This window comes from Micromonospora sp. NPDC023869 (assembly GCF_055559695.1).
Genome location: NZ_JBVHKD010000003.1, coordinates 353,972 through 378,448 on the forward strand (window position 1 = coordinate 353,972; position 24,477 = coordinate 378,448).

General features: G+C 72.0%; 26 protein-coding genes. 18 read left to right on the forward strand and 8 right to left on the reverse strand.

Annotation, left to right across the window (positions count from 1 at the left end; translation table 11 throughout):
* Positions 1-31 precede the first annotated feature (31 nt).
* From rfbA to ACZ31C_RS12100, 4 genes are all read left to right on the forward strand, one after another.
* Complete coding sequence (rfbA, locus tag ACZ31C_RS12085; RefSeq protein ID WP_465795284.1) at positions 32-940, forward strand: glucose-1-phosphate thymidylyltransferase RfbA; 909 nt, start codon at positions 32-34, stop codon at positions 938-940.
* On the forward strand, positions 937-1,554 hold the full coding sequence (locus ACZ31C_RS12090) for a dTDP-4-dehydrorhamnose 3,5-epimerase family protein (RefSeq protein WP_465795285.1): 618 nt from the start codon (positions 937-939) through the stop codon (positions 1,552-1,554). Before rfbA ends, ACZ31C_RS12090 begins: the two co-directional genes overlap by 4 nt.
* Before the next feature lie 69 nt (positions 1,555-1,623).
* Positions 1,624-2,982 carry a Pup--protein ligase gene (gene pafA, locus ACZ31C_RS12095; RefSeq protein ID WP_396751639.1) on the forward strand — a complete coding sequence of 453 codons (1,359 nt, stop codon included), beginning with the start codon at positions 1,624-1,626 and terminating at the stop codon, positions 2,980-2,982.
* Between the two features lie 57 nt (positions 2,983-3,039).
* Positions 3,040-3,225, forward strand: coding sequence for a hypothetical protein (locus ACZ31C_RS12100; protein ID WP_350694791.1), 186 nt, complete (start codon positions 3,040-3,042; stop codon positions 3,223-3,225).
* Positions 3,226-3,404: 179 nt separating this feature from the next.
* Here ACZ31C_RS12100 and ACZ31C_RS12105 read toward each other — a convergent pair whose 3' ends face one another.
* Complete coding sequence (locus ACZ31C_RS12105; RefSeq protein ID WP_465795286.1) at positions 3,405-4,517, reverse strand: DUF3866 family protein; 1,113 nt, start codon at positions 4,515-4,517, stop codon at positions 3,405-3,407.
* A gap of 170 nt (positions 4,518-4,687) precedes the next feature.
* Between ACZ31C_RS12105 and ACZ31C_RS12110 the strand changes: the two genes are divergently transcribed.
* The 6 genes from ACZ31C_RS12110 (at position 4,688) to ACZ31C_RS12135 (ending at position 9,561) form a co-directional block, all read left to right on the forward strand.
* On the forward strand, positions 4,688-5,677 hold the full coding sequence (locus ACZ31C_RS12110) for a helix-turn-helix transcriptional regulator (protein WP_465795287.1): 990 nt from the start codon (positions 4,688-4,690) through the stop codon (positions 5,675-5,677).
* Positions 5,678-5,785: 108 nt separating this feature from the next.
* Positions 5,786-6,775, forward strand: coding sequence for a helix-turn-helix transcriptional regulator (locus ACZ31C_RS12115; protein WP_465795288.1), 990 nt, complete (start codon positions 5,786-5,788; stop codon positions 6,773-6,775).
* A gap of 25 nt (positions 6,776-6,800) precedes the next feature.
* On the forward strand, positions 6,801-7,049 hold the full coding sequence (locus ACZ31C_RS12120) for a hypothetical protein (protein ID WP_465795289.1): 249 nt from the start codon (positions 6,801-6,803) through the stop codon (positions 7,047-7,049).
* A 179-nt stretch (positions 7,050-7,228) separates the two neighbouring features.
* Positions 7,229-7,549 carry a Sec-independent protein translocase subunit TatA gene (tatA, locus tag ACZ31C_RS12125; RefSeq protein ID WP_131052329.1) on the forward strand — a complete coding sequence of 107 codons (321 nt, stop codon included), beginning with the start codon at positions 7,229-7,231 and terminating at the stop codon, positions 7,547-7,549.
* Between the two features lie 18 nt (positions 7,550-7,567).
* On the forward strand, positions 7,568-8,518 hold the full coding sequence (tatC, locus tag ACZ31C_RS12130) for a twin-arginine translocase subunit TatC (protein ID WP_465795290.1): 951 nt from the start codon (positions 7,568-7,570) through the stop codon (positions 8,516-8,518).
* Between the two features lie 98 nt (positions 8,519-8,616).
* Positions 8,617-9,561, forward strand: a complete 945-nt coding sequence (locus ACZ31C_RS12135; protein WP_465795291.1) for a diacylglycerol kinase — start codon at positions 8,617-8,619, stop codon at positions 9,559-9,561.
* 188 nt (positions 9,562-9,749) lie between these two features.
* On the opposite strand, the gene ACZ31C_RS12140 is transcribed toward ACZ31C_RS12135, so the two are convergent.
* Positions 9,750-10,511: an HAD family hydrolase gene (locus ACZ31C_RS12140; RefSeq protein WP_396750929.1), complete on the reverse strand. Its 762-nt coding sequence runs from the start codon at positions 10,509-10,511 to the stop codon at positions 9,750-9,752.
* Between the two features lie 86 nt (positions 10,512-10,597).
* Between ACZ31C_RS12140 and ACZ31C_RS12145 the strand changes: the two genes are divergently transcribed.
* Positions 10,598-13,378, forward strand: a complete 2,781-nt coding sequence (locus tag ACZ31C_RS12145) for a DEAD/DEAH box helicase (RefSeq protein ID WP_465795292.1) — start codon at positions 10,598-10,600, stop codon at positions 13,376-13,378.
* Between the two features lie 148 nt (positions 13,379-13,526).
* On the forward strand, positions 13,527-14,417 hold the full coding sequence (locus ACZ31C_RS12150; protein ID WP_465795293.1) for an MHYT domain-containing protein: 891 nt from the start codon (positions 13,527-13,529) through the stop codon (positions 14,415-14,417).
* Between the two features lie 75 nt (positions 14,418-14,492).
* Here the strand turns inward: ACZ31C_RS12150 and ACZ31C_RS12155 are convergent, their stop codons facing one another.
* Complete coding sequence (locus tag ACZ31C_RS12155; RefSeq protein WP_465795489.1) at positions 14,493-16,013, reverse strand: chitinase; 1,521 nt, start codon at positions 16,011-16,013, stop codon at positions 14,493-14,495.
* Positions 16,014-16,188: 175 nt separating this feature from the next.
* On the opposite strand from ACZ31C_RS12155, the gene ACZ31C_RS12160 reads away from it, so the two are divergent.
* Positions 16,189-16,602 (forward strand): type II toxin-antitoxin system Phd/YefM family antitoxin, encoded by a 414-nt coding sequence (locus tag ACZ31C_RS12160; RefSeq protein WP_396750921.1) that lies wholly within the window; start codon positions 16,189-16,191, stop codon positions 16,600-16,602.
* Here the strand turns inward: ACZ31C_RS12160 and smpB are convergent, their stop codons facing one another.
* Together smpB and ACZ31C_RS12170 are read right to left on the reverse strand one after the other, a co-directional pair.
* On the reverse strand, positions 16,603-17,118 hold the full coding sequence (smpB, locus tag ACZ31C_RS12165) for an SsrA-binding protein SmpB (protein ID WP_350694774.1): 516 nt from the start codon (positions 17,116-17,118) through the stop codon (positions 16,603-16,605).
* Between the two features lie 40 nt (positions 17,119-17,158).
* Complete coding sequence (locus ACZ31C_RS12170) at positions 17,159-19,540, reverse strand: hypothetical protein (protein WP_465795294.1); 2,382 nt, start codon at positions 19,538-19,540, stop codon at positions 17,159-17,161.
* A 164-nt stretch (positions 19,541-19,704) separates the two neighbouring features.
* Between ACZ31C_RS12170 and ACZ31C_RS12175 the strand changes: the two genes are divergently transcribed.
* From ACZ31C_RS12175 to ACZ31C_RS12185, 3 genes are all read left to right on the forward strand, one after another.
* Positions 19,705-20,349 carry a maleylpyruvate isomerase family mycothiol-dependent enzyme gene (locus tag ACZ31C_RS12175; protein WP_465795295.1) on the forward strand — a complete coding sequence of 215 codons (645 nt, stop codon included), beginning with the start codon at positions 19,705-19,707 and terminating at the stop codon, positions 20,347-20,349.
* 133 nt (positions 20,350-20,482) lie between these two features.
* Positions 20,483-20,626 carry a hypothetical protein gene (locus tag ACZ31C_RS12180; RefSeq protein WP_465795296.1) on the forward strand — a complete coding sequence of 48 codons (144 nt, stop codon included), beginning with the start codon at positions 20,483-20,485 and terminating at the stop codon, positions 20,624-20,626.
* On the forward strand, positions 20,626-21,807 hold the full coding sequence (locus tag ACZ31C_RS12185) for a YeiH family protein (RefSeq protein ID WP_465795297.1): 1,182 nt from the start codon (positions 20,626-20,628) through the stop codon (positions 21,805-21,807). The genes ACZ31C_RS12180 and ACZ31C_RS12185 overlap by 1 nt, the downstream gene beginning before the upstream one ends.
* Before the next feature lie 49 nt (positions 21,808-21,856).
* Here the strand turns inward: ACZ31C_RS12185 and ACZ31C_RS12190 are convergent, their stop codons facing one another.
* The 3 genes from ACZ31C_RS12190 to ACZ31C_RS12200 form a co-directional block, all read right to left on the reverse strand.
* Complete coding sequence (locus ACZ31C_RS12190) at positions 21,857-22,432, reverse strand: MarR family transcriptional regulator (RefSeq protein ID WP_465795298.1); 576 nt, start codon at positions 22,430-22,432, stop codon at positions 21,857-21,859.
* Between the two features lie 100 nt (positions 22,433-22,532).
* A complete protein-coding gene (locus tag ACZ31C_RS12195) occupies positions 22,533-22,817 on the reverse strand; it encodes a hypothetical protein (protein ID WP_465795299.1) in 285 nt (94 codons plus the stop codon).
* On the reverse strand, positions 22,805-23,023 hold the full coding sequence (locus ACZ31C_RS12200) for a hypothetical protein (RefSeq protein WP_465795300.1): 219 nt from the start codon (positions 23,021-23,023) through the stop codon (positions 22,805-22,807). Before ACZ31C_RS12200 ends, ACZ31C_RS12195 begins: the two co-directional genes overlap by 13 nt.
* Positions 23,024-23,377: 354 nt before the next feature.
* Between ACZ31C_RS12200 and ACZ31C_RS12205 the strand changes: the two genes are divergently transcribed.
* Both ACZ31C_RS12205 and ACZ31C_RS12210 read left to right on the forward strand, forming a co-directional pair.
* Positions 23,378-24,253, forward strand: a complete 876-nt coding sequence (locus ACZ31C_RS12205; RefSeq protein ID WP_357212095.1) for a helix-turn-helix domain-containing protein — start codon at positions 23,378-23,380, stop codon at positions 24,251-24,253.
* A gap of 10 nt (positions 24,254-24,263) precedes the next feature.
* On the forward strand, positions 24,264-24,461 hold the full coding sequence (locus tag ACZ31C_RS12210; protein WP_465795301.1) for a DUF397 domain-containing protein: 198 nt from the start codon (positions 24,264-24,266) through the stop codon (positions 24,459-24,461).
* The last annotated feature ends 16 nt before the right edge of the window (positions 24,462-24,477 follow it).

The following is a 24,477-nucleotide window of genomic DNA, read 5'->3' on the forward strand; positions in this document are numbered from 1 at the left end:
CTGTGCCGGTTCCTCCCGGTACGCTCCGCAGGTGCGTGGAATCCTGCTCGCCGGCGGCACCGGAAGCCGACTGTGGCCGATCACTCGGGCGGTGTCGAAGCAACTGATGCCGGTCTTCGACAAACCGATGATCTATTACCCGCTCTCCACCCTGGTGATGGCCGGGGTGCGGGAGATCCTGGTGATCACCACGCCCGAGGAGCAGGGCCAGTTCCAGCGCCTGCTCGGTGACGGCAGCCAGTTCGGGCTGTGCCTGGAGTACGTCGCCCAAGCCCGCCCGGAGGGCATCGCCCAGGCCTTCGTGCTCGGCGCGGACTTCATCGCCGACGAGGCGGTCGCGCTGATCCTGGGCGACAACATCTTCCACGGCGTCGGCCTGGGCGGTCAGCTCGCCGCCGCGGGCGACCCCGTCGGCGGACGGATCTTCGCCTACCCGGTGGCCAACCCGCAGGCGTACGGCGTCGTGCACTTCGACGACGGTCGGGTGCTGTCGATCGAGGAGAAGCCGGCCCGGCCCCGATCCCGGTACGCGGTACCCGGCCTGTACTTCTACGACAACCGGGTGGTGGAGATCGCCCGTGGCCTGACCCCGAGCGCCCGGGGCGAGCTGGAGATCACCGCGGTGAACGAGGCGTACCGGCGGGCCGGGGAGCTGTCGGTGACCGTGCTGGACCGGGGCACCGCCTGGCTGGACACCGGCACCTTCACCTCGCTGATGCAGGCCGCCGAGTTCGTCCGGGTCATCGAGGAACGACAGGGCATGAAGATCGGCTGTGTCGAGGAGGTGGCCTGGCGGGCCGGTCTGATCGACGACGCGCAGCTTCGGACGCTGGCCGAGCCGTTGACCAGGAGCGGCTACGGCGACTACCTGCTCGACCTGCTCGCCCGCGAGCGCGGCGACCTGATCGACCGGACCGTGCCGGTGCAGGTGACCCCGTGAAGATCCGGCCACTGGGCATCGAGGGCGCCTGGGAGATCGTCCCGCAGCAGCACGGCGACGCGCGCGGGCTGTTCCTGGAGTGGTACCGCTTCGACCGGCTCGCCGAGGCGGTCGGGCACCCGCTGCGGCTGGCGCAGGGCAACCTCTCCGTGTCGGCCCGCGACGTGGTGCGCGGCATCCACTTCGCCGACGTGCCGCCCGGGCAGGCCAAGTACGTCACCTGCGTCCGGGGTGCGGTGCTCGACGTGGTGGTGGACCTGCGGATCGGCTCGCCGACCTTCGGCCGCTGGGAGGGCGTACGCCTGGACGACGTGGACCGACGCGCGGTCTATCTGGCCGAAGGACTCGGCCACGGCTTCTGCGCGTTGACCGACGACGCGACGCTCAGCTACGTCTGCTCGACCCCCTACAACCCCACCGGCGAGCACGCGGTGCACCCGCTCGACGAGGAGCTGGGCATCGACTGGCCGACCGGATCACCGCAGCTCTCCGCCCGTGACGCCGCCGCGCCGAGCCTCGCCGAGGTGCGGCGACGGGGGCTGCTGCCGGACTACGACACGTGCCGCGCGTACACGGCGGGCCTGGCCGGCGCGGGGCTTCCCGGGGCGTCCTGACCGGGCCTCATCGACGCGTACGGGCCGTGACAGTGACGAACTGGGCCCCGGTACGGCTAATGTCTCATCATGGAGCGGCGAATCTTCGGTCTGGAGACCGAGTACGGCGTCACCTGCACCTACCGTGGGCAGCGGCGGCTGTCCCCTGACGAGGTCGCCAGATACCTGTTCCGCCGAGTGGTGTCCTGGGGCCGGTCGAGCAACGTCTTCCTCCGCAACGGCGCACGCCTCTATCTCGACGTCGGCTCGCACCCCGAGTACGCCACCCCGGAGTGCGACTCGGTGGTCGACCTGGTCGCCCACGACCGGGCCGGTGAGCGGATCCTGGAGGGGCTGCTCATCGACGCGGAGAAGCGGCTGCACGACGAGGGCATCGCCGGTGAGATCTACCTGTTCAAGAACAACACCGACTCGGCCGGCAACTCCTACGGCTGCCACGAGAACTACCTGGTGTCCCGGCACGGGGAGTTCGGCCGGCTCGCCGACGTCCTGATCCCGTTCCTGGTCACCCGGCAGTTGATCTGCGGCGCCGGCAAGGTGCTGCAGACGCCGCGCGGTGCCGTCTACTGCCTGTCCCAGCGGGCCGAGCACATCTGGGAGGGCGTCTCCTCGGCGACCACCCGCAGTCGCCCGATCATCAACACCCGGGACGAGCCGCACGCCGACGCCGAGCGGTACCGCCGCCTGCACGTCATCGTCGGCGACTCCAACATGAACGAGGTCACCACGCTGCTCAAGGTCGGCACCGCCGACATCGTGCTGCGGATGATCGAGGCCGGGGTGGTGATGCGTGACCTCACCCTGGAGAACCCGATCCGGGCCATCCGCGAGGTGTCGCACGACATCACCGGTCGCCGCAAGGTGCGGCTGGCCTCCGGCAAGGAGATCAGCGCCCTGGAGATCCAGCAGGAGTACCTGTCCAAGGCCATCGAGTTCGTCGAGCGGCGCGGCGGCGACCAGACCGCCAAGCGGGTGGTCGAGCTGTGGGGCCGGGTCCTCAGCGCGGTGGAGACCGGTGACCTGGAGCCGGTCTCCCGCGAGATCGACTGGGTCACCAAGCTCCGGCTGATCGAGCGCTACCAGCGCAAGCACGACCTGCCGCTGTCGCACCCCCGGGTGGCGCAGATGGACCTCGCCTACCACGACCTGCGGCGCGGGCGCGGGCTCTACGCCCTGCTGGAGCGGCGTGGCGACGTGGACCGGGTGGCCACCGACCCGGAGATCTTCGAGGCGAAGGAGACGCCGCCGCAGACCACCCGGGCCCGGCTGCGGGGCGAGTTCATCCGGCACGCCCAGGAGAAGCGGCGGGACTTCACCGTCGACTGGGTGCATCTCAAGCTCAACGACCAGGCGCAGCGCACCGTGCTGTGCAAGGACCCGTTCCGGGCGTACGACGAGCGGGTCGAGCGGTTGATCGCCAGCATGTGACCGGTCCCGCCCGGGCCTGTCCGCGCGCCGGACGGGCCCGGGTAGGCTGGTCGGGCCATGCTTCCTCCCGAACCCCCCACCCCCGGCACCGAGCGGCAGAGCTGGCTCGAACGCCGCCGCGAGAAGGTGCGCGCCGAAGTCGAGCGCAACCGTCGAGGCGAGTACACCGTCCCCACCTGGGTGCTCGCGCTGGCCCTGGCCGCGATGATCGGCGGCTGGCTAGCCTTGATCATCTTCGCCTGAGGTGTAAGGAAGGGCCCCTTCTTAACGCCTGCGGTATAGCAGGGGACCCCTGCTAACACGCTCCGCGAATCCCGCTCACGGCGTTGTCCGCGCGGGGTGCCAGCAGCCGCTGGGGCGATCCGTCTCGCCGCGCCTCCCGGGCCGGATGCCAGCACGATGCGCTGGCGGCATCGGGTGCCTCAGGGGGCAGCGGACGGCGGGGGCGTCGTTGACGTCAGGCGGGCCGCGTACCGGCCGGCTGCCGCGGCGGCCAGGAAGTAGGCATGATCGGCGTCCAGGCCGCGCCCCATCGTCGACAGCGGCACCGGGCTGCGCCGCAGCGCCGCGTCCAGGCCCGCGTCGTCGACCCGTACCAGCGTGTGCCGGTCGGCCAGCGGCGCCAGCGCGGCGTCGACCTCGGCCGTCAGCGTCGGGTCCAGGCCGTCGGGCACCACCAGATCCGCACGGGCCAGCGCCACCCGCCCGTACGAGGTCAGGCTGTGGTGTGAGACGCCCCGGTGTCGGGGGCGGGGGTCGGCGTCGGAGATCCGGAGCGAGCCGATCGGCCGCCCGCCCAGCGCGGCGATCGCGTTGACCGCCTCGCCCACGGCGACCCCGGAGAAACCCCAGCGGGTGCCGGTGCCCAGGTTGCCCGGGCCCTGCGCGACCACGGCGACGTCGGCGTGCAGGACGTATCGGGCCGCGAGCAGCCCGCTGTGCAGGGTCGCCGCCTCCAGGTCGCCGCCGAACGCCTGCCCGACGCTGATCGTGCCGACCAACTCGTCGCGCAGCCCGGCCAGCGTCCGGGAGAACCAGGCGGGCAGCGCCCCACCGTCGGTGAGCAGGTACGCCACCCGCGCGTGCGGCGCGTCGGCCCGGATGCCGGCCAGGATCGCCGGCAGCGCCGAGTGCAGGTCGGCGGTCACCACCGGCAGGCCGTCCAGATCCTCGGCGGCGGCCAGCACCTCGCGGTACGGCGACGCCTCCTCGTCCACCCCGAGCAGGATCGGCTGCAACGGGGTGTAGCGCGCCTTGACCAGGTGGCCCGCGTCGCGGGAGTCGAGAGCCTGCGGCGGGTCCGGCGGCAGCCGGTCGGGCATCGCCACCACCAGGGCGTACCCGCCGGTGCCCAGCCCCATCAGCAGTGCTCCGGCGTTGAGCAGCACCCGGTCACCGGGCTCGGGCTCACCCACCAGCTCCGGGTACGCCAGCGCGCGCATCGATGTGCCGTCGGTCAGCTCGACGTCGAGTTCCACGGCTCCGGTCCACCGTCGCCGCAGTGCCGCCACCACGCCCGCCCGCCATCGCACCATCCCCGCACGCTAACCCGCACCCCGCCGCCCGCTCACGCCCGGGTACGGATGAAAGGAAGGGACCCTTCCTATACACGAGGCGTTAGTAGGGGACCCCTCCTTACATCCGGAGGCATCCGGGGGCGGCGCGGGTGCGTGGCGGAAGCGGCGCGGCTGCTAGCGTCTACGCCGTGTCGCGAAGTCGCACCGAACGCCTGGTCAACCTGGTGATCTGCCTGCTGTCCACGCGGCGGTTCCTGACCGCTGCGCAGATCGCCGCGACCGTGCCCGGCTACGAGCACCACCCCGACGACGCCCGGGAACACGAGGCGTTCCAGCGCAAGTTCGAGCGTGACAAGGCCGAACTGCGGGAATTGGGCGTACCGCTGGAGACCGGGACGGCGAGCGCCTTCGATACCGAGCCGGGTTACCGGATCGCCCAGCGCGAGTACGCCCTCCCCGACATTCCCCTGAAACCGGACGAGGCCGCCGCGGTCGGCATCGCCGCCCGGCTGTGGCAGCACGCCGGCCTGGCCGCCGCCGCCTCCTCCGGGTTGGCGAAGCTGCGCGCCGCCGGGGTGGACGTCGACCCGCAGGCCACCCTCGGCCTGGAACCCATGGTGACGGTCGACCCGGCGTTCGCCCCGCTGACCGCCGCCGCGCGGGACCGGCGCGAGGTCCGCTTCGACTACCGGGTACCGGACCAGGACGCACCCACCCGCCGCCGGCTGCAACCGTGGGGGGTGGTCTGCTGGCGTGGCCGGTGGTACGTGGTCGGCCACGACCTGGACCGCGACGCCACCCGCTGCTTCCGGCTGTCCCGGGTCGCCGGTGCGGTCCGGGCCACCGGCGCGTCGGGCGCCTACCAGCCACCGGCCGACGTCGACCTGATCAGCCACGTGGCCCGCTGGTTCGGGCCGACCGAACGGCCCGGTCGGGCCACCGTGCTGGTGGCCTCGGGGCGGGCCGCCGGGCTGCGCCGCTGGGCGGTGGAGACGACCGCCGGGCCGGAGGGCGACCGGCTGGTCCTGCCCTACGCCGACGCCGACTCCCTGGCCGGGCACCTGGTCGGCTACGGGCCCGACGTGCGCGTGCTCGACCCCCCGGAGGTACGCGAGGCGGTCATCCAGCGCCTCAAGGAGATCGCCGTCCGGCACGACGAGATGGCGGTCTCGCGGTGAGCGCGAGGAGTGAGCTTGCGAGCCCCGCAGTCGCGAACGGAGGGTCGGTTCGGTGAGCGCGAGGAGTGAGCTTGCGAGCCCCGCAGTCGCGAACGGAAGGCCAGCTCAGTGAGCGCGAAGACCTCCTCCCGTACCTCGGCCGACCGGTTGGCCCGGTTGCTCAACCTGGTGCCGTACCTGCTCGCCCGGCCCGGCATCGAGATCGCCGAGGCGGCCGGTGACCTGGGCGTCACCGAGCGCCAGCTCCGCGAGGACCTGGAGCTGCTGTGGGTCTGCGGGCTGCCCGGGTACGGCCCCGGTGACCTGATCGACATGGCCTTCGACGGCGACCGGGTGACCATCACCTACGACGCCGGGATTGACCGGCCGCTGCGGCTCACGCCCGACGAGGCGCTGGCCCTGGTGGTGGCGCTGCGGATGCTGGCCGAGACACCGGGCGTGGCCAACCGGGACGCGGTCGAACGGGCCCTCGCCAAGATCGAGGACGCCGCCGGTGACCAGGTGGCGGCCCCGGTGGAGGTACGGCTGCCCGGCGACACCGGCCGCGTGGAGCAGCTCCGTGCCGCCGTGGAGGGCGGCCGTGCGCTGCGCATCACGTACTACACGGCGGCACGGGACGAGACCACCGAGCGAGTCATCGACCCGCTACGAGTGCTGATGGTCAGCGGTCGGACGTACGTCGAGGCGTGGTGCCGCCGGGCCGAGGCGGTCCGGTTGTTCCGGGCCGACCGGATCGACGCGGTCACCGAGCTGACCGAGCCGGCCGTGGTGCCGCCGCAGGCCCGCCCGCAGGACCTCAGCGAGGGCGTGTTCCGGCCCTCATCGGAGCTGCCGCTGATCACGCTGCGGATCGGCCGGGGGGAGCGGTGGATCACCGAGTACTACCCCTGTGAGCGGATCGAGTCCGACGGCGAACGCTGGGTGGTCTCGCTGCGCGTCACCGACCTGGGCTGGGCCCGCCGATTCGTGCTCGGCCTCGGGCCGGACGTCACCGTCGTGGCTCCGGCCGAGCTGGCCGAGCAGGTCCGGGATGCGGCCGTGGCGGCCCTGGAGGCGTACGCGACGCCGGTGTCACCGGGTGCGGACCCGGCGGCGTAGGCGGTCAGGCAGTAGGCTGACGCCCGTGCTGAAGTGGATCGTGCTCGCGCTGGTGCTGGTGCCGTTGGTCGTCCTCGCGCTGGCGGTTCGTCCGGTGTTGGCCCGGTTGCCGCATCTGCGCCGGGCGGTCGCGCGGTTGCAGCGGCGGGCCGACGAGGCCGTCGCGCTGAGCGCCGCCGCGGAGAGCCTCCAGCAGCGTGCCGAGAGCCTGCAGAGCCGGTTGGAGACGACCGAGCAGCGGCTGACCCTGATCCGCGCGCGCCGGGGCGACTGAGCGCCGACCTGCCCCGATCCGGCCCCGCATGATCGATTCGGTGGTTGACGGGATGCTCGTACGTGGTCGAGACTTCACCCACCGGGACGCCCCTTCGCCCGGCGGGTGGCAACAGCCGATGACGCACGTACGATGGGCTGCGGTACACCCTCATCGACACAGAGCGACTGGAGTTTCCCATGGGTGCCCTCAGGCCCTGGCACATCGCCGTACTCGTGGTCGTGATGATCCTGCTCTTCGGTGCGAAGCGGCTTCCCGACGCGGCGCGCTCCCTGGGCCGCTCGCTGCGGATCATCAAGGCGGAGACCAAGAGCCTCGCCGACGACGACCGCGACCTCGCCGGCAAGGCCGACGCGCAGGCCGGCTACCAGCCGTACCCGCCGCAGCAGCCCCAGCAGGCCCCCCAGCAGCCGCCGTACCAGGGCACTGTGCAACCGCCGTACCAGGGTTCCGTGCAGCAGCCGGTCGCCGACCCGGTGCAGCGCGTCCGCGAGAACTGATTCCGGAGGCCGATCACCGTGGCCTTCGGACTCCGCAAACGCGGGCCGAGTAACTTCGAGCGGGCCGCCGACGGCTCGATGACTCTGGTCGAGCACTTCCGTGAGCTGCGCACCCGGCTGTTCAAGGCGTCGCTGGCCATCCTGGTCGGCTTCGGCATCGGCATCTGGCTGGCTGGTCCGGTCCGTCATTTGTTGTCGCAGCCGTACTGCCAGCTTCCCGGCAGTACGACGCCCGACGGTCGATGCAACTTCGTCCAGCTCGGCCCGGCGGACCTCTTCCTGCTCAACCTGAAGATCGGGTTGTGGGTCGGGTTGATCATCGCCGCGCCGATCTGGCTCTACCAGCTCTGGGCGTTCATCGCGCCGGGCCTGCACCGCAACGAGCGGCGGTACGCGTACGTCTTCACCGCCCTGGCGGCACCGCTGTTCGCGGCTGGCGCGGTGCTGGCGTACTTCGTCACCTCCAAGGGTCTGGAGTTCCTGCTCCAGGTCTCCGGCGACGACATCAACACGACGCTGGACATCACCCGCTACATATCGTTCGTCACCAACCTGATCCTGCTGTTCGGGGTGGCGTTCGAGTTCCCGCTGATCGTGCTGATGCTCAACTTCGTCGGTATCGCCAGCGCGAAGAAGCTGCTCGGCTGGTGGCGGATCGCCGTCTTCCTGTTCTTCGCCTTCGCCGCGGTGGTCACTCCGACGCCGGACCCGTTCGGCATGACCGCGCTGGCACTGTGCCTGTGCGCGCTCTACTTCGCCGCCGTCGGGGTGGCGTTCCTCAACGACAAGCGGCGTGGGCGCGGCAAGGAGGTCTACGCCGGTCTCGACGACGACGAGGTCTCCCCGCTGGAGCCCGACCCGGAGCCGGTGCAGGCGGGCGCGCGGGTGGAGGCGTCCAGCCCGATCGAGGCCCCCGAGCCGGTCACCGCACCCAGGCCGATCGAGCGTCGCTTCGACGACGTGACCTGACCCGGTCGATCACCACGAACGCCGCTCCCGCCAAGGGGCGGCGTTCGTGCTGTGCGGCCCGGGGAATTCGGCCCTTTCCCCGCTGACCGGGGGACCGGATGGCGGGTACGGTGCACGCCGTGACCGCAGACGATCACCTCCCGAACCTCGACGGGCCTGTCGCCGTACTGGCGAATCCGACCGCCGGACGTGGTCGGCACCGGGGCCTGCTGCCGGACCTGGTGGACCGGCTCTCGACCGCCGGACGCCCGGTCCGGCTGCTGCGCGCGGGCAGCGCGCTCGAGGCGGAGGCGGCCTGCCGGGCGGCGGTCGCCGAGGGCGTGTCCGCGCTGGTCGCGGTGGGTGGCGACGGCACGGTGCACCGGGCGATGCAGGCGGTGGCCGGCTCCACGGTGCCGTTCGCCCCGGTGCCCGCCGGCACCGGCAACGATTTCGCGATCGAGACCGGATTCCCGAGCGACCCGCGCGCGGCGGCAGACACCATCGCGGCGGCACTGCGCGAGGGCCGCAGCCGACCGGTAGACCTGGCCAGAATGACCGGGTACGACGCAACGGTGCGCTGGTACGGTGCGGTGCTCGCGGCCGGCTTCGACGCGATCGTCAACGAGCGGGCCAACCGGATGCGCCGGCCGAAGGGTGCCCGCCGCTACGACCTGGCGATCCTGGTGGAGTTGGCCCGGCTACGCCCACGCCGGTACACCCTCACCCTCGACGGCGAGCGGGTTGACGTGGACGCGGTGTTGGTGGCGGTCGGCAACAGCGCCAGCTACGGCGGCGGAATGCGGATCTGCCCGGACGCGGACCCGACCGACGGGCTGCTCGACGTGGTGGTCGGCGGCCGGTTCGACCGTCGTACCCTGATCCGCGTCAAGCCGCGCATCTACGCCGGCACGCATGTGGACCATCCGCTGGTACGCACCTACCGCGCCCGCACGGTCACGGTGGCCGCCGAGGGCATCACCACGTACGCCGACGGCGAACGCTCGCTACCCCTCCCGGTCACCGTCACCGCCGTCCCCGCCGCCCTCCACCTCCTCCGCTGACCCCTGCCCCCACCCTCCGCCCCCACCCGCCCCCCACCCGCCTCCCACCCGCCCACCCCGAGCCCGCCTCGTTGATCAAGGAGTTTGGTCACGTCCAGAGGCGGCGGGTGACGCAAACTCCTTGATCAACCGGACCCCCGGCGGGCGGAGGGGGCGGGGTGGGCGGGGAGGGAGTGGTGGGGGAGGGGTTAGGGGTGGGGGAGGAGGTCCAGGACGGAGCCGAGCCCGTTGGGGCGGCCTGGGTCGGCGGGGGGTAGGACCAGGACAGCGCAGCCGGCGGCCACGGCTCCGGCGTCGGCGGGGGTGTCGCCGACCATCAGGGACTCCTCCGGGTCGACGCCGAGCATCCCGCAGGCGCGCCAGAAGATCGCCGGGTCCGGCTTGCAGCGGCCCACCTCGTAGGAGAGCACGAACGCGTCGACCAGGTCGGCGAGGCCCCAGGCGTCGAAGATGGGCCGCAGGTCGAAGCCGATGTTGCTGACCACGCCCACGCGTACGCCGGCCGCCCGCAGCCCGGCCAGCGTCGGGGCGGTGTCCGGGTACGGCACCCAGCCCTCCGGCACCAGCACGCGCTCGTAGAGGGCGTCGGCGAACCCGTCGATCCCGGCGTCGACCGTGGCGGCCAGCCCGGTGTACGCGCCCCGGTGGGCGTGCTCGTAGAGGTCACGGTCAGCCCAGAGTTCGGCCAGTCGGGGCGGCACCCGGCCGGGCAGCGGTCCACCGGCCCGGCCGGCGGTGAGCAGTCGGTCGGCCAGCGAGGTGGCCCGCATCCGGTCCAGCGTCACACCGCACGCCGCCGCGGCGGCCAGCACCCACTCCCTGGGCTCCTCCACCTGCGCGAGCGTGCCGTGGAAGTCGAGCAGCACGGCTCGTACGGGCCGGCGGGACGGCTCGTGGCGGGTGTGGTCGACGCCGGGGAGGGCGTCGGTCGGTTCGGGATGATCCGGCACGACGTGCACCCTACCGACCCACCCGGACGGCCCTGCCGGACGGCCTTGTCGGGTGGCCGTCGGTGGCACGCACTAATCTTGGTGACATGTCGAGCCCCGCCGAGCGGTACGCCGCGGCACGTCGCCGGGCCGCCCAGGCCTCTCAGTTCCCGGCGCTGGAAGAGTTCACCGCCGATCTCGGGTTCGACCTCGACGACTTCCAGCGCGAGTCGTGCCAGGCGCTGGAGCGGGGCAGCGGGGTGCTGGTGTGCGCCCCGACCGGGGCCGGCAAGACCGTGGTCGGCGAGTTCGCCGTACACCTGGCGCTGCGCGGTGCCCCGGGGCAGCCGGCGCCGGCCGACGGCGCCCGGCGCAAGTGCTTCTACACCACGCCGATCAAGGCGCTGTCCAACCAGAAGTACCACGACCTGGTCGACCGCTACGGTGCCGAGCAGGTCGGGCTGCTCACCGGCGACAACGCCATCAACGGTGACGCGCCCGTGGTGGTGATGACCACCGAGGTGCTGCGCAACATGCTCTACGCCGGTTCGGCCACCCTGCAGGGCCTGGCGTACGTGGTGATGGACGAGGTTCATTACCTGGCCGACCGCTTCCGGGGAGGGGTGTGGGAGGAGGTCATCATCCACCTGCCCGCCTCGGTCACGCTGGTGTCGCTGTCGGCGACCGTGTCCAACGCCGAGGAGTTCGCCGACTGGCTGATCACCGTGCGCGGCGAGACCACGGTGGTGGTCAGCGAACACCGTCCGGTGCCGTTGTGGCAGCACATGCTGGTCGGCAAGCGGATGTTCGACCTGTTCCACGACGCGGACGCCGCCCGCAAGCACGACGTGCACCCGGAGTTGCTGCGGTACACCCGGGACACGGTACGCCGCCTCGACCTGGGCGAGGGGCGGTCCGCCGGGCCGGGTGCCGGGCGGCGGGGGCCGCGCTGGCGTGGGCCGTTGCGGCCGGACATCGTGGACCGGCTGGACCGCGAGGGCCTGTTGCCGGCGATCCTGTTCATCTTCAGCCGGGCCGGCTGCGACGCGGCGGTGCAGCAGTGTCTGGCGGCCGGGCTGCGGCTCACCTCGCCCGAGGAGCGCTCGGAGATCCGGCGGGTGGTGGAGTCCCGGATCACCGCCATCCCGGGCGAGGACCTGTCGGTGTTGGGCTACTGGGAGTGGCTCGACGGTCTGGAGCGGGGGCTGGCAGCCCACCACGCCGGCATGCTGCCGGCGTTCAAGGAAGTCGTCGAGGAGCTGTTTGTCCGGGGGCTGGTGAAGGCGGTCTTCGCCACCGAGACGCTCGCCCTGGGCATCAACATGCCGGCCCGTTGCGTGGTGCTGGAACGCCTGGTCAAGTACAACGGCGAGGCCCACGTCGACCTGACCCCGGGGGAGTACACGCAGCTCACCGGGCGGGCCGGGCGGCGCGGCATCGACGTCGAGGGGCACGCCGTGGTGGTGTGGTCCCCGGAGACCGATCCGCGGCACGTGGCGGGGCTGGCCTCCACCCGGACGTACCCGCTGCGGTCCAGCTTCCGGCCGTCCTACAACATGTCGGTCAACCTGGTCGGCAGCGTCGGCACGGCACCCGCCCGCGAGCTGCTGGAGTCGTCGTTCGCGCAGTTCCAGGCAGACCGGTCGGTGGTCGGCCTGGCCCGGCAGGTGCAGCGCAACACCGAGACCATCGAGGCGTACGGCGCGGAGGCGGCCTGCCACCACGGCGACTTCGACGAGTACTTCGCGCTGCGGGTGGCCATCGCCGACCGGGAACGGGCGATCGCCCGCCAGGGGCAGAGTCAGCGCCGGGCGGCGGCGGTGGCGGCGCTGGAACGCCTGCGGGTGGGTGACGTGATCCGGGTGCCGTCGGGGCGTCGGGCCGGTCTGGCCGTGGTGCTCGACCCGGCGGCCGGTGGGTTCAGCGAGCCCCGGCCGTTGGTGCTCACGCAGGACCGGTGGGCGGGCCGGATCAGCCCCGGCGACTTCACCACCCCGGCCGAGGTGCTGGCGCGCATCCGGGTGCCCAAGCACTTCAACCACCGCAACCCGGCCGCCCGACGGGACCTGGCGGCGCAGGTCAGCGGCACCGGCCTGGACCGGCACTCCCGGCGGGGCGCGCGCGGTCGACAGTCGGGGGAGGACCACCGGCTGACCCAGCTCCGCACCGAGATGCGACGGCATCCCTGCCACGCCTGCCCGGAGCGGGAGGAACACGCCCGCTGGGCGGAGCGTCGTCGTCGGCTGGAGCGGGACACCGAGGAGCTGCGGCAGCGGGTCTCCGGCCGGACGGGGTCGTTGGCGCGTACGTTCGACCGGATCGTGGCCCTGCTCACCGCGCGCGGCTACCTGACAGCCGAGGGCGCGGTGACCGATGCCGGGCGGATGCTGGGGCGGATCTGGACGGAGGCCGACCTGCTGGTGGCGGAGTGCCTGCGGCGCGGGGTCTGGGACGGGTTGTCCCCGGCCGAGCTGGCGGCGGCGGTCTCGGTGGTGGTCTTCGAGGCGCGTCGGGACGTCGACGAGCGGGCGTCGCTGCCGCGCGGCGCGGTCGCCGAGTCGGTCGACGCCACGTTGAAGCTGTGGAGCGAGATCGAGGCCGACGAGGCGGCGCGGGGCCTGGCCGTCACCCGGGAGCCCGATCTGGGCTTCGCCTGGCCGGTCTACCGCTGGGCGCGGGGTGAGGCGTTGGCAAAGGTGCTGTCCAGCGGGCACGAGTTCGACGGCGAGATGCCGGCCGGTGACTTCGTCCGGTGGGCGCGTCAGGTGGTGGACCTGCTCGGGCAGCTGGCCGACTCGGGCGGCGCCTCGACCGAGTTGCGGGCCACGGCCCGGCAGGCGATCGCGGCTGTCAACCGGGGGGTGCTGGCCTACCATTCGCCCGCGTGAGTGTGACCGGGAATCGACGCATCGCTGAGTGATCGCGACAACACGGCGCGAAGTGCCCCCGAACGCCTATTGTGCCTGCTCGGGTGCTCCCCGATCATGTCTTCGGCGCGTCGCTACGCGCTGGTAGCAGCTCTGGGGGGAGCCCGTTGTGGCGGAAATCAATCATTTTGAATACGGATGGATCACGCCGGGGATCAGTTACGCCCTGTCCGTGCTGGGTTCCATCCTCGGCCTGATCTTCGCGGGCCGGATAAGGATCGCGAAGTCCACCGGGCAGAAGATCTGGTGGGGGACGCTCGCGGCGTGGGCGCTCGGCGGCACCGCGATCTGGACGATGCACTTCATGGCGATGCTCGGCTTCGCGGTGAGCGGCTCGCGGATCCGGTACGACGTACCGATCACCGTCGCCAGCGCCCTGTTGGCGGTGATCGCGGTCGGCATCGGTCTGGCCATCGTGGGCACCGGCCGGCTGTCCGCGGTCCGCATCCTGGCCGGCGGCCTGTTCACCGGTCTCGGTGTGGCGGCGATGCACTACAGCGGCATGGCCGCGATGCAGCTGGACGGCCGGATCGACTACGACCCGCTGCGCGTGGCGGCGTCGATCGTGATCGCGGTGGTTGCCGCCACCGTGGCGCTCTGGCTCGGGGTCACGGTCCGTCGCGGGCTGGCGATCTTCGGTTCGGCGCTGGTGATGGGTGTGGCGGTCAACGGCATGCACTTCACCGGGATGAGCGCGATGTCGGTGCACCTGCACGACCAGCGGACCGAGCTGGCCGGCGCCACGGTCAGCACCATGCTGCTGCCGATCGTCCTGCTGGTGATCTTCGGCGTGGTGGGCCTGGTGTACGCCCTGCTCGCTGCCCCGACCGAGGAGGACCGGGCGGCGATGGCGTACCTGGACTCCCTGCGCGACCCGGCCGTCACCGCGCCGGCACCGGCCGCCGTCACCGCGCCCGATCCGGTCGGGCTGCGCGCCCGGTCGAGCCTGGCCCGGCCCGGTGCGCAGTTTCCGTCCCGCCGGGACCGACCGACGCGCTGAGCGTCGGCCTGGCCCCCGGGCCGGTGGTGGCCCCGAGCAACGGCGCTCGGGGCCACCACCGTGTGTGGCCACGGGTCAGGGCAGGGCCTTGAGGAACGGGCCGTGGTTGCGGCCGAACTCCCACTGGTAGAAGCGGTCCCAGTTGATCGACCACGTCATCAGGCCGCGGAAGTTCGGGTTGGTGCCGCTGCGGGGCGTGTAACCGCCGCAGTTCTGTCCCCGGACCAGGCAGGTGACGGCCGCCTGGACGCCGGCCGGGGCGACGTAGCCGTTGCCCGCGCTGACCGACGACGGCGCGCCGAAGGCGACCTGGTCCTCCCGCAGCGCGGGGAAGACGCGGTCCGGGTTGCCGGCCACCGGGAAGCCGGCGAGCAGCATGTCGGTCATCGCGATGTGGAAGTCGGCCCCGCCCATGGTGTGGTACTGGCCGTCCAGCCCGACGATCGGGCCGGAGTTGTAGTTCTGCACGTGCAACACGGTCAGGTGGTCCCGCAGCGCGTGGATCACCGGCAGGTACGACCCGGCGCGCGGGTCCTGCCCGCCCCACGGTCCCGGCCCGTAGAACTGGTGGCCGAGCTGGACGAAGAACGTCTCCGGCGCCATGGTGAGCAGGAAGCCGGACCCGTAGCGCTGCGTGAGCGTCCGGATCGCCGAGATCAGGTTCACCACGACCGGGGTGGTCGGGTTACGGAAGTCGGTGTCGCCGGGGTTCAGGTACAGGGAGTGGCCCTCGAAGTCGATGTCGAGCCCGTCGAGGCCGTACCGGTCGACGATCGCCGACACCGAGCGGACGAAGGTGTCCCGGGCGGTGGTCGTGGTCAGCTGGACCTGTCCGTTCTGCCCGCCGATGGAGAGCAGCACCTTCTTGCCCTGCTGCTGCTTGGCGCGGATCGCGGCGGTGAACTCGGCCTCGCTCTCCACGCCCGGACACTCGCTGGCCGGGCAGAGCTGGAACCGGATGTCGCCGGAGGTGACCGTGGTGGGCTCACCGAAGGCGAGGTTGATGACGTCCCAGTCGGCCGGTACGTCGGCCATCCGCAGGTAGCCGGAGCCGTTGGCGAAGCTGGCGTGCAGGTAGCCGATCAGGGCCCGTCGGGGCAGCCCACCGGTCGGTGGCGTGGTCGGCGGTGGCGTGGTGGGTGGCACGGTGGTCGGCGGGGTGCTGGGCGGTGTCGTGGTGGGTGGCGGTGTGGTCGGCGGGGTGGTCGGGGTGCCGCCGCCGCAGGACACGCCGTTGACCCGGCAGTCGGTGGGTGATCCGGGCCCGGTGGCCAGGAAGCCGAAGGAGGCCGAGGCGCCGGGGGCGAGGGTGCCGTTCCAGGACCGGTTGGTGAAGGTGTGCCGCTGACCGGCGCTGCTGACGGTGGCGTCCCAGAAGGAGCCCAGGGTGGTCCCGGCGGGCAGGGTGAAGGCGACCTGCCAGGAGGTGATCGTGCTGCTGCCGCCGTTGGTGACGGTGTACCTGCCCTCCCAGCCGGTGCCCCAGTCGGCGGTCTTGACGAAGCTGGCGGTGGGACCGGCGGCCTGGGCCGGGGTGGCCGCCACCAGCGTGGTGGCGGCGACGGTGGCCAGGGCGGCGACGGCGGTGAGCAGCAGGTGTCGGGTGGGGCGACGCATCCGGACCTCCCGGGGGACGAGGGCCGTCGATCGACGGATGCACAATTATTAAGATTGTTTACTGTAGATGTCCAGGGTTCGGCGGCCATCCGGTCGGCACGCTCCCTGATGGACGGTTGCGGAAAGTGTCGTACCCCGCACCCACCATGTATCCATGGCTGTCCCCGCCCTCACCCCAGGCACCGTCCCGCCGCGCTCGCTGCCGTTGCGCGAGGCGCGCACCCGACTGAGTCAGCTCGTCGCCATGGCGGAGCTGACCGACACCGTCACCGTGATCACCCGCGACGGCGATCCCCGGCCGGTCGCCGCGATCGTGCCGCCGGGCGCGGTGCGCACCGCCACCCAGGCCCGCGCCGACGCCGACCGGCTCGCCGAGGTCACCGCCGGCTGGGCCCGCCGACTGGAGGCCCAACGGGAGCAGAGCGGCCGTCGGCACGCCGCCGAGCTGCGCGCGGTGACAACCGCGCTCGCCGAGGTCTGGGCGGAGCTGGAGCGACGCGCTCCGGCCGGCGGTGACCCGGCGCTCGACCGGCTGCGCGCGGCACACGAACACCTGCTCGCCGGCTGATCACCGACCGGTCCCGCGCCCCTCGGCGTACCGGCCCGTCCGCCCCTTCAGGCGACGGCCCATCTCCCGGGCGATCTCCCGATCGGCGTCCCGGGCGGCCAACGCCTGCCGCTTGTCGTACGCCTTGCGGCCCTTGGCCAGCGCCAGCTCGACCTTGGCCCAGCCGCCCGAGAAGTACATCGACAGCGGCACCAACGTGATCCCGCCCTCGCGGGTCTGCGCCAGGATGCGCTCGATCTCCACCCGGCGCAGCAGCAGCTTCCGGGTCCGCCGGGGCGCATGGTTCGTCCAGGTGCCGTAGCCGTACTCCGCTATGTGCAGGCCGTACAACATGATCTCGCCGTCGAGTTCCTGGGCGAAGGCGTCGACGAGCGAGACCCGCTTCTCCCGCAGCGACTTGACCTCGGTGCCGGCCAGCACGATCCCCGCCTCGTACGTCTTGAGGATCGTGTAGTCGTGCCGCGCCTTGCGGTTCGACGCGACAACCGTCCGCTCGCTGCCACCGGAGGTGCCCACCCGGCGAAGGATAGTGCCTGGCCGCCCCGGCCGCGCAGGCTCACCCGGCCCCGTCGACCGGCCGCCGTCCGGTGGACTTCTCCGGCGCGGTGGCGGCCGTGGCCGCGTGGCGGGCCCGCGCCCGCAGCCGGGCGGCCAGCTCGGCCACGGCCGCGCTGAACCGGGGATCGGACTCGCCCGGCCAGTGGCCGACGATCGGCGGCGGCACGCTGTCGCCCGGTGGCGGCACCACGTCCACCGGGTCCCGCAGTCGACGGTCGACGTCACCGGCCGGACCGGGCACCGTCGGCCGCCGGTCCGGCCGGTGCGGCGAGAAGACCCAGCCGCCGATCGGGTCGGTGTCCCGCCACAGGTTGACCCACCGCCAGTTGACCCGGCGACCCACCTCGCACAGCACGTCCTCGTCGACGTAGGCCGGGAACAACCGCGCGTAGAGCCGACGCAGCGGCGACCCGTACGTCAGCAGGGCCAGCCGTCCGCACACCTGCGGCGGCAACTGGAGGATCGTGGCGGCCAGCAGCACCGCGCCGTGACTGTGCCCGGCCAGTAGCACGCCGTGCCCCTGTTCGGTGAGGTACGTGATGCGCCGACTCAGCTCCGGCACGGCGCGTTCGGCGTAGCAGGGCGGGGCGAACGGGTGCGCCGCGCGGGGCCAGAACGTGCCCAGGTCCCACAGCACGCCGACGTACCGCCGGAATCCCGCCGTGCGATAGGCGAAGATGCCACCGACCAGCAGGGCGAGCACCACCGCCGCGATCAGGAAGCTGCCCACCTGGATGCCGAACTCGGTGGCGGCGGCCGGGATCCCGGTGAGTCGCTGCACGACGGTGCCCGGTGCCAGGTCGAGCATGCCGAGCAGGCTGGTCGGCATGCCCGCGCCGACGACGCAGGCGTACACCACGGCGAGGATCTCCAGGCGTTCGGTGAACCGGGCCCGGGCGATGGTCCGTTCGACCTGGCGCAGACGGTAGCCCGCCGCCGGTGGCGCGTCGGGGTAGTCGCGCGCCACGGTGGCCCGGGCGGTGCGCCGCCGCGCGAGGCGACTGATCAGCGTGATCACGACCGCCCCCACCAGCACGGTCGCCGCCGCCACGAGGAACACGAAGATGGCCCACTTGTAGCCCAGAGGCGGCCCGATCGCCCGTTCGTTGTCGGCTGCGGCGCGCCGGTTGAGCAGGTCGGCGATCCGGTAGACGAGGTCGGCGGTGATCGCCACGGCGAGCCCGGTGGCGGCGGCCGCGATCACCGGAGCGCCCAGTCCCTGCAACGGCCCGGCACCGAGCCCGTCGCGGCCGGGCCCGCGACGGATCTCGGCCCCGTCGAGTCCGTCGCCCGTCTCGCCGTCGTCGAGGTCGTCCGACGTCGGCACGGCGCCGCGAACCCGACGGCGCAGGGCCAGCGACACCGTGCCGAGCACGAACAGCAGCGCGGCCTGGGAAAGGATCAGGATGCCGACCATGCTGGCGTAGCCGGGCAGGCCGGTGCGCGGTTGCCAGGGTGCGGGATCGAGCGCCACCGTGACCAGCACCAGCGGGGTCAGGGCACACGCCACGGCACGTAGCCCGCCGGTCAGCCGGTCCACCCGGCGGTCCGCGACCGGGGCGTCGATCAGCGGGTGGGCGCAGAGCAGTACGACGCAGCCCACCAGAACCACACCGGTGACCACGGCCAACGCGACCACGACGGCCGAGGCGCCCGAGTCGATCCGGGCGACGAGCACGCTGAGGGCGAGGGTGCCGAAGCCCGCTGCCACGTGCAGCGACCGCAGCCGGCCGACCGTCGGTGCGCTGTCCCACTGGCCGACCGCGCTGAGGTGGTGCGGGCCGGAGGCGGTGGTGGGGGTCTGGAAGGCGTCGAAGTTGCGCCCCGGGCGCGCCGCGAGCCGCCACACGAGGCCGAGCGCGGCGGCGGGAATCAGCCCGAACACCGCCAACGTCACGCCGGTGGGTCGGCCGCCGAGCCAGGACAGCCAGGGACGATCCTGGAGGCAGTACGGGTTCGGCAGGCAACGCCAGGCGAGCAGGTCGACCGACATGCAGACGGCGCCGAGCACGTACAGCATGGTCAGGGTGAGCGCGAGCAGCCGGCACACCGCCTTGAGTCCCGCGCCGGAGGTGCCCCGGTGCGCCGGGCGCATCCAGATCGCGACGTTGCACAGCATGAAGGGCAGCAGGAACATCAACGACAACGTTCGGACCAGGGTGCCCGACGGCAGGTCGCTCCACCGGTACGCCTCCAGCGTGACCCCGGCCGGCCCCCTGGTGTCGGGGTAACCGGGTCGCGGGCGGTAGAAGCCGCCGCTGCCGTCCCCGGCGACCTGGTGGCTGTGCGGGCGGTCCAGGATCTGTTCGGCGCCCGCGCCGGACACCCCGTGCACCCGCAGTTCCACGACGTCGTCCGAACTCCTCGGCCAGTCGGTCATCGGCCCCCCGGAAGATCACGCTGTCCCGGCAACCGACGGGCCGGCCGCCGGCCGGCGCGGCACGGCGTCGCCCCGTCTACCCGTCCAGGGCCCGGCCACGCCTCGGCAGCCGGGCGCCCGGTCACTTCGGTTTCGCAGGTACGAGGTCGTTAAGCTGCGCAGCGATGAACTCCGCCGACTCCAGCGGTTCCGCTCGTACCGCCGCCCAGATCGTCGCCGCCCGTGGCGACCTGGCCGACGATCTCGCTGATCTGACCGAGGCGCAGTGGGCCACCCGCTCGCTCTGCGGCTCCTGGAGCGTCGAGGAGACGCTGGCCCACCTGACCTCGGCCGCGCGCATGACTCCGTTCCGCTGGATCCGCAGCATGGCCGCAGCCGGGTTCCGGCCGGACCTGCACAACCGGCGTCGCCTGCGCGAGCAGCTCGGTGCCACGCCCGCCGACACGCTGGCGACCTTCCGGGCCGCCGTGTCCGCCACGACCGCCCCGTCGGGGCACACCGCCGCGTGGCTGGGCGAGGTCGTCGTGCACGGCCAGGACATCCGCCGCCCGCTGGGGCTCTCCGGCGGGCCGACGGTCGAGGCGGCCACCACGGTCGCCGAGTTCTTCGTGTCCAGGAACTTCGCCGTCAACAGCCGCACCGTGGCGAAGGACCTGCGGTGGGAGGCGACCGACGGGCCGTTCCGCAGCGGCGACGGCCCGGTCGTCCGAGGAACGACGGAAGCTCTGGTGATGGTTCTCGCCGGCCGACGTGCCTATCTCGCGGACATCACCGGTGAGGGCGTCGAGACGGTGCGCGCTCGCCTCTAGGCGACGCGCAGGCCCGTTGCCGGTTTCGGGTGCCGCCCGGATCGTGGACAGCTCTTGTATTCCTACTTTCCCGGTAGGAATATAGTGCAGTCTTCATCGATCCGCGTGCCCCCTCACCTGCGGAGGAACCTCCATGAGTGCCCCCGAAACACAGCCCGCCCCCACCGCGCCGGAGAGCCGGTTCGCCATCAACGAGGACTGGGCCGCCACCCTGCTCGGCCTGGCCCTGCTCGCGCTGGTCCTGATCGGCGTCGTCCCCGCCGGGCTGGTGCCCTGATGACCACCGACGCCAGCCGACCCGCGACCGGCACCACCGCACCCGCAGAAACCGCACCCGCCGGTCCGGCGGCCCTGCCGCCCGCCGTGGCACCGTCGGCCGGCGGCTTTTTCTGGGCCTGGACCGCCGTCGGTCTGCTGGTCGTCCTCGTCCTCGCCGTGCTGACCCGCTCTCTGGAACAGAACGTGCCCACGTGGGCCGAGGGCACGGCGGTCGAGGACGTCGCGGGGGCGATCGAATACCCGGTGTACGCGATCCTGCTGGGCCTGCTCGGCAACGTGGTGGTGACGCTGACCGGACTGCGGGACCGCATCGCCGCCGCGTTCCGCACCGAGTTCTTCATCAAGACCGGTCTGGTGCTGCTCGGTGCGTCGATCAACCTCGCGGTCATCGCCAGCGCCGCCGGTCCGGCCATCGCCCAGGCGATCCTGCTGATCAGCGGCGTGTTCCTGTTCACCTGGTGGCTCGCCGGGCGGCTCGGTCTGGACGACAAGCTGCGCGCGCTGCTCGCCTCCGCCGTCTCCATCTGCGGGGTCAGCGCCGCCATCGCCGCCGCCGGTGCGGTCCGTGCCCGCCGGGAGCAACTGGCCTACACGGCCAGCCTGGTGATCGTCTTCGCGTTGCCGTCGATCTTCCTGCTGCCCTGGCTGGCCGAACTGCTCGGGTTGGAGTCGGCGGTGGCCGGCGCCTGGATCGGCGGCAACATCGACACCACCGCCGCGGTCACCGCCGCAGGTGCGCTGGCCGGTGACGAGGCATTGCAGATCGCCAGCATCGTCAAGGTCACCCAGAACGCGCTGATGGGCGTGGTCGCGGTGGCGCTGACCGCGTACTTCGCGCTGCACGTCGAGCGCCGGGCCGGCGCGGCCCGTCCGGGGCTCGGTGAACTGTGGCGCCGGTTCCCGAAGTTCGTCCTCGGCTTCGTCGCCGCGTCGGTGATCGCCACCTGGTACCTCGACGTCGCCGGTGCGGACGGCAAGGCCACCATCGCGATCGTCAACGACCTGCGGACCTGGTTCTTCATCCTGGCCTTCGTCAGCATCGGCCTGGAAGTGCGGGTGGCGGCGCTGCGGCAGGCCGGGTGGCGGCCGGTGGCGGTCTTCGGTGCCGCCACCGTGTTCAACCTGGTCCTCGCGCTGGGACTGGCCTCGGTGCTGTTCGCCGGCTTCTCGGCGAGCTGAGGCGCGACCGGCCGGGAGCCGGACCTTCCCCCGGTTCCCGGCCGTCGGCCTAGGCGGGCCCGGTGGCCGACAGGTAGGCGTGGCCGCGCGCGGAGAGTTCATACCCGGAGGGCAGACTGCGGGTCAGGCCATGTGCTTTGAGGGTCCGGAGGCGTCGTTTCAGGGAGTCCTTGTCGATCGGCAGCTCTGCGGCGAGCCGCGCGGCGGTGATGCCCGGATGGCGGCCGATCCGGTCCAGCGCGGCGCGGGCCCACGGGCTTCGGGCGTCGAGCCGGTCCAGCACGGCGTCGAGGTCGGCGATGTCGGATGGCGAGAGCACCGGGTTCTCGGCGAGCGCGGAGCGGGGATCGGGCCCGGCCCACGACAGGGTGATCCGCCAGAGTGGATCGGCGTCGTCACCGCGCAGGGTCGAGACCAGGGCCTCTCGTGTGGCGTAGCCGGCGTCCCGCGCGGCGGTCGTGTCGAGCTGTTCGGGCTCGGCGCGGTCGACGGCCTCGACGCGTACGATTCCGGCCACCGTGTGGAACGTCGAGCCGGGTCGCACCCGTGGCCGGATCCAGCGCCGGTAGGCGACCGTGACCTGACCGGCGGCGACGCCGTGCGCGATCTCGTGGGTGAGTATCACCGGCGACCTTCGACGAACTGGTTCAGAGGTCGCTTCCGGGGCCGAGCCTGACGCAGCGCCAGAGTCGAACCCCGGTGGCCCGGCACGAGTCCCCACCCGCTCATGTCCACACCGTACCGGGCGTCTCCCTTCTTCCCGGTCCCTGAATCGGCAGGCGCGTCGGTGCGGTACGCAGCCCGGCCGGCTGCACGAAGACGGCCCGCCGGGTGACAGCCTTTCCCCGCATGTCGAGCTGGTAGCCCTCCAGCCAGATCCACCCGTCGTATGTGGTCCAGGTCAACACCCGGATCACGCGGAACAGGATCGGCCGACGAAACTGCACGCTGGCCTGCGGCCCGATCAGGAGCAGGTCACCGGTGCGCGGCGCGATGGTCACGGCAGCCATCCGAGGAACCGCCGATGCAGCAGCCCGGCCGGAGCCCACCCCATGTCCTGACTGGCCGCCACCAGGCACGCACCCAGGTAGAGCGCCAACGACATCGGAGCCTGGTCGTACTCGGCCCGCAATTCCTGACGACGTGTCCGGCAGGGCCAGGGGGCGCCACATCCCGCACAGGTCCGGATCGGCACCACCGGCCCGTGCGCTGTCATGACGCCTCTCCCGGCCAGTGGCCCCGATTGATCGGCACCCGGTACCGCACTCGACATGGCAGATCCCGGCCGCACCGACACGTCACCCGCCTCAGCACGTGGTTCCACCTCGGCCGGTGTCGACGCGCGAACGTGAGAGCCGCAGCGAGCAGGAACTCGTTGTAGGTCATCTGCCGGACCATCTGCCCCTCCTCTCGTGAGGGGCGTGGCGGCCGGGCCACGCCCGGTCATCCGACCACCACACCCAGTGACACCGTTTCACGCAATCCGATAATCCGCAATATGCGGATTCAAGATGTGCGGTCGACTGGAATGCGAAAGGAAGTCGCCTCGTGCGTGTGGCACGATGGCCCCATGGCCACCCGTCAAAGTCCCACCGTCCAGCGGCGGCGGCTGGCGCTCACCTTGCGGAAGCTTCGTGAGCGGGCCGGCCACACGTCCGCAGATGCGGCCCAACAGGTGGATCACGACGGAAGCTGGCTCAGCCGCGTCGAGAACGGTGACGTGCGTCCACACCCGAACGACGTGCGCGCACTCCTGACGCTGTACGGAGTGGAGGGCGACCAGGCCGAAGCAGTGGTCGCGGTGGCACGTCAAGCGAAGCAGCGTGGGTGGTGGCAGCGGTACAGCGACGTCCTGCCCGACTGGTTCACGGCGTACGTGGGCATGGAGTCCGAGGCATCGGTCATCCGCACGTACGAGTGCCAGATGTTCCCGGGTCTGCTTCAGGGCGAGGAGTATGCCCGCGCGGTCTTCCAGACCGGTCCGATACCCCTGCGCGACGACGAGATCGAGCGGCAGGTGTCACTCCGCATGGAACGCCAGAAGATCCTGGCCAAGGATGACCCGCCGATACTGCGAGTGGTGATCGACGAAGGAGCCGTCCGCCGCGTGGTGGGAGGACCCGAGGTGCTGCACCGGCAGATCAGGCTCCTGGTCGAGCACTCCACTCGGAGCAATGTCCAAGTTCAGCTACTGCCGTACTCCACCGGCCTCGGCTTCGACGGCAGCTTCGTCATCCTCGACTTCCCACCCCTGCCGGAGCCCTATCCGGACGCTGCCGAGGAGAAGATGGTGTATGTCGGCACTCTCACCGGTGCGCTGTATCTGGACAGGCCCGCGGAGATCTCTGCATACGCCACAGCTCATGAACAGCTTCAAGCTGTGGCTCTGGGACCGAAGCCCACTCGGGATAGGCTGCTCGCGTTGGCCGAGGAGTTGGTCAAGTAGGAGGACCCGCATGAACCCGAGTCGCGCGACCTGGCGCAAGAGCACCCGGTCGGGGTCGACCGGGAACTGTGTCGAGGTGGCCGACAATCTCCCGGCCGTGGTCGCGGTGCGGGACAGTAAGGATCGGCAGGGGCCGGTGCTGTCGTTCAGCTCCGGCCAGTGGGCCGGCTTCGTCCGGGGTGTCAAGGGCGGCAGCTTCGTCGCCTGAGCGGTGACGTCCCTCC

What these genes read in the sequence shown, in the direction of transcription:
- ACZ31C_RS12195 (WP_465795299.1), bottom strand. Translation starts at nt 22,817, where the DNA reads ATGGCTGCCGTGACCATCGCGCCGCGCACCGGTGACCTGCTCCTGATC.
- ACZ31C_RS12100 (WP_350694791.1), top strand. Translation starts at nt 3,040, where the DNA reads ATGCTTCCTCCCGAACCCCCCACCCCCGGCACCGAGCGGCAGAGCTGG.
- tatA (WP_131052329.1), top strand. Translation starts at nt 7,229, where the DNA reads ATGGGTGCCCTCAGGCCCTGGCACATCGCCGTACTCGTGGTCGTGATG.
- pafA (WP_396751639.1), top strand. Translation starts at nt 1,624, where the DNA reads ATGGAGCGGCGAATCTTCGGTCTGGAGACCGAGTACGGCGTCACCTGC.
- ACZ31C_RS12200 (WP_465795300.1), bottom strand. Translation starts at nt 23,023, where the DNA reads ATGACAGCGCACGGGCCGGTGGTGCCGATCCGGACCTGTGCGGGATGT.
- ACZ31C_RS12160 (WP_396750921.1), top strand. Translation starts at nt 16,189, where the DNA reads ATGGCTGTCCCCGCCCTCACCCCAGGCACCGTCCCGCCGCGCTCGCTG.
- ACZ31C_RS12185 (WP_465795297.1), top strand. Translation starts at nt 20,626, where the DNA reads ATGACCACCGACGCCAGCCGACCCGCGACCGGCACCACCGCACCCGCA.
- ACZ31C_RS12135 (WP_465795291.1), top strand. Translation starts at nt 8,617, where the DNA reads ATGGCGGGTACGGTGCACGCCGTGACCGCAGACGATCACCTCCCGAAC.
- ACZ31C_RS12180 (WP_465795296.1), top strand. Translation starts at nt 20,483, where the DNA reads ATGAGTGCCCCCGAAACACAGCCCGCCCCCACCGCGCCGGAGAGCCGG.
- ACZ31C_RS12105 (WP_465795286.1), bottom strand. Translation starts at nt 4,517, where the DNA reads ATGGTGCGATGGCGGGCGGGCGTGGTGGCGGCACTGCGGCGACGGTGG.
- ACZ31C_RS12205 (WP_357212095.1), top strand. Translation starts at nt 23,378, where the DNA reads ATGGCCACCCGTCAAAGTCCCACCGTCCAGCGGCGGCGGCTGGCGCTC.
- ACZ31C_RS12170 (WP_465795294.1), bottom strand. Translation starts at nt 19,540, where the DNA reads ATGACCGACTGGCCGAGGAGTTCGGACGACGTCGTGGAACTGCGGGTG.
- ACZ31C_RS12175 (WP_465795295.1), top strand. Translation starts at nt 19,705, where the DNA reads ATGAACTCCGCCGACTCCAGCGGTTCCGCTCGTACCGCCGCCCAGATC.
- ACZ31C_RS12145 (WP_465795292.1), top strand. Translation starts at nt 10,598, where the DNA reads ATGTCGAGCCCCGCCGAGCGGTACGCCGCGGCACGTCGCCGGGCCGCC.
- ACZ31C_RS12210 (WP_465795301.1), top strand. Translation starts at nt 24,264, where the DNA reads ATGAACCCGAGTCGCGCGACCTGGCGCAAGAGCACCCGGTCGGGGTCG.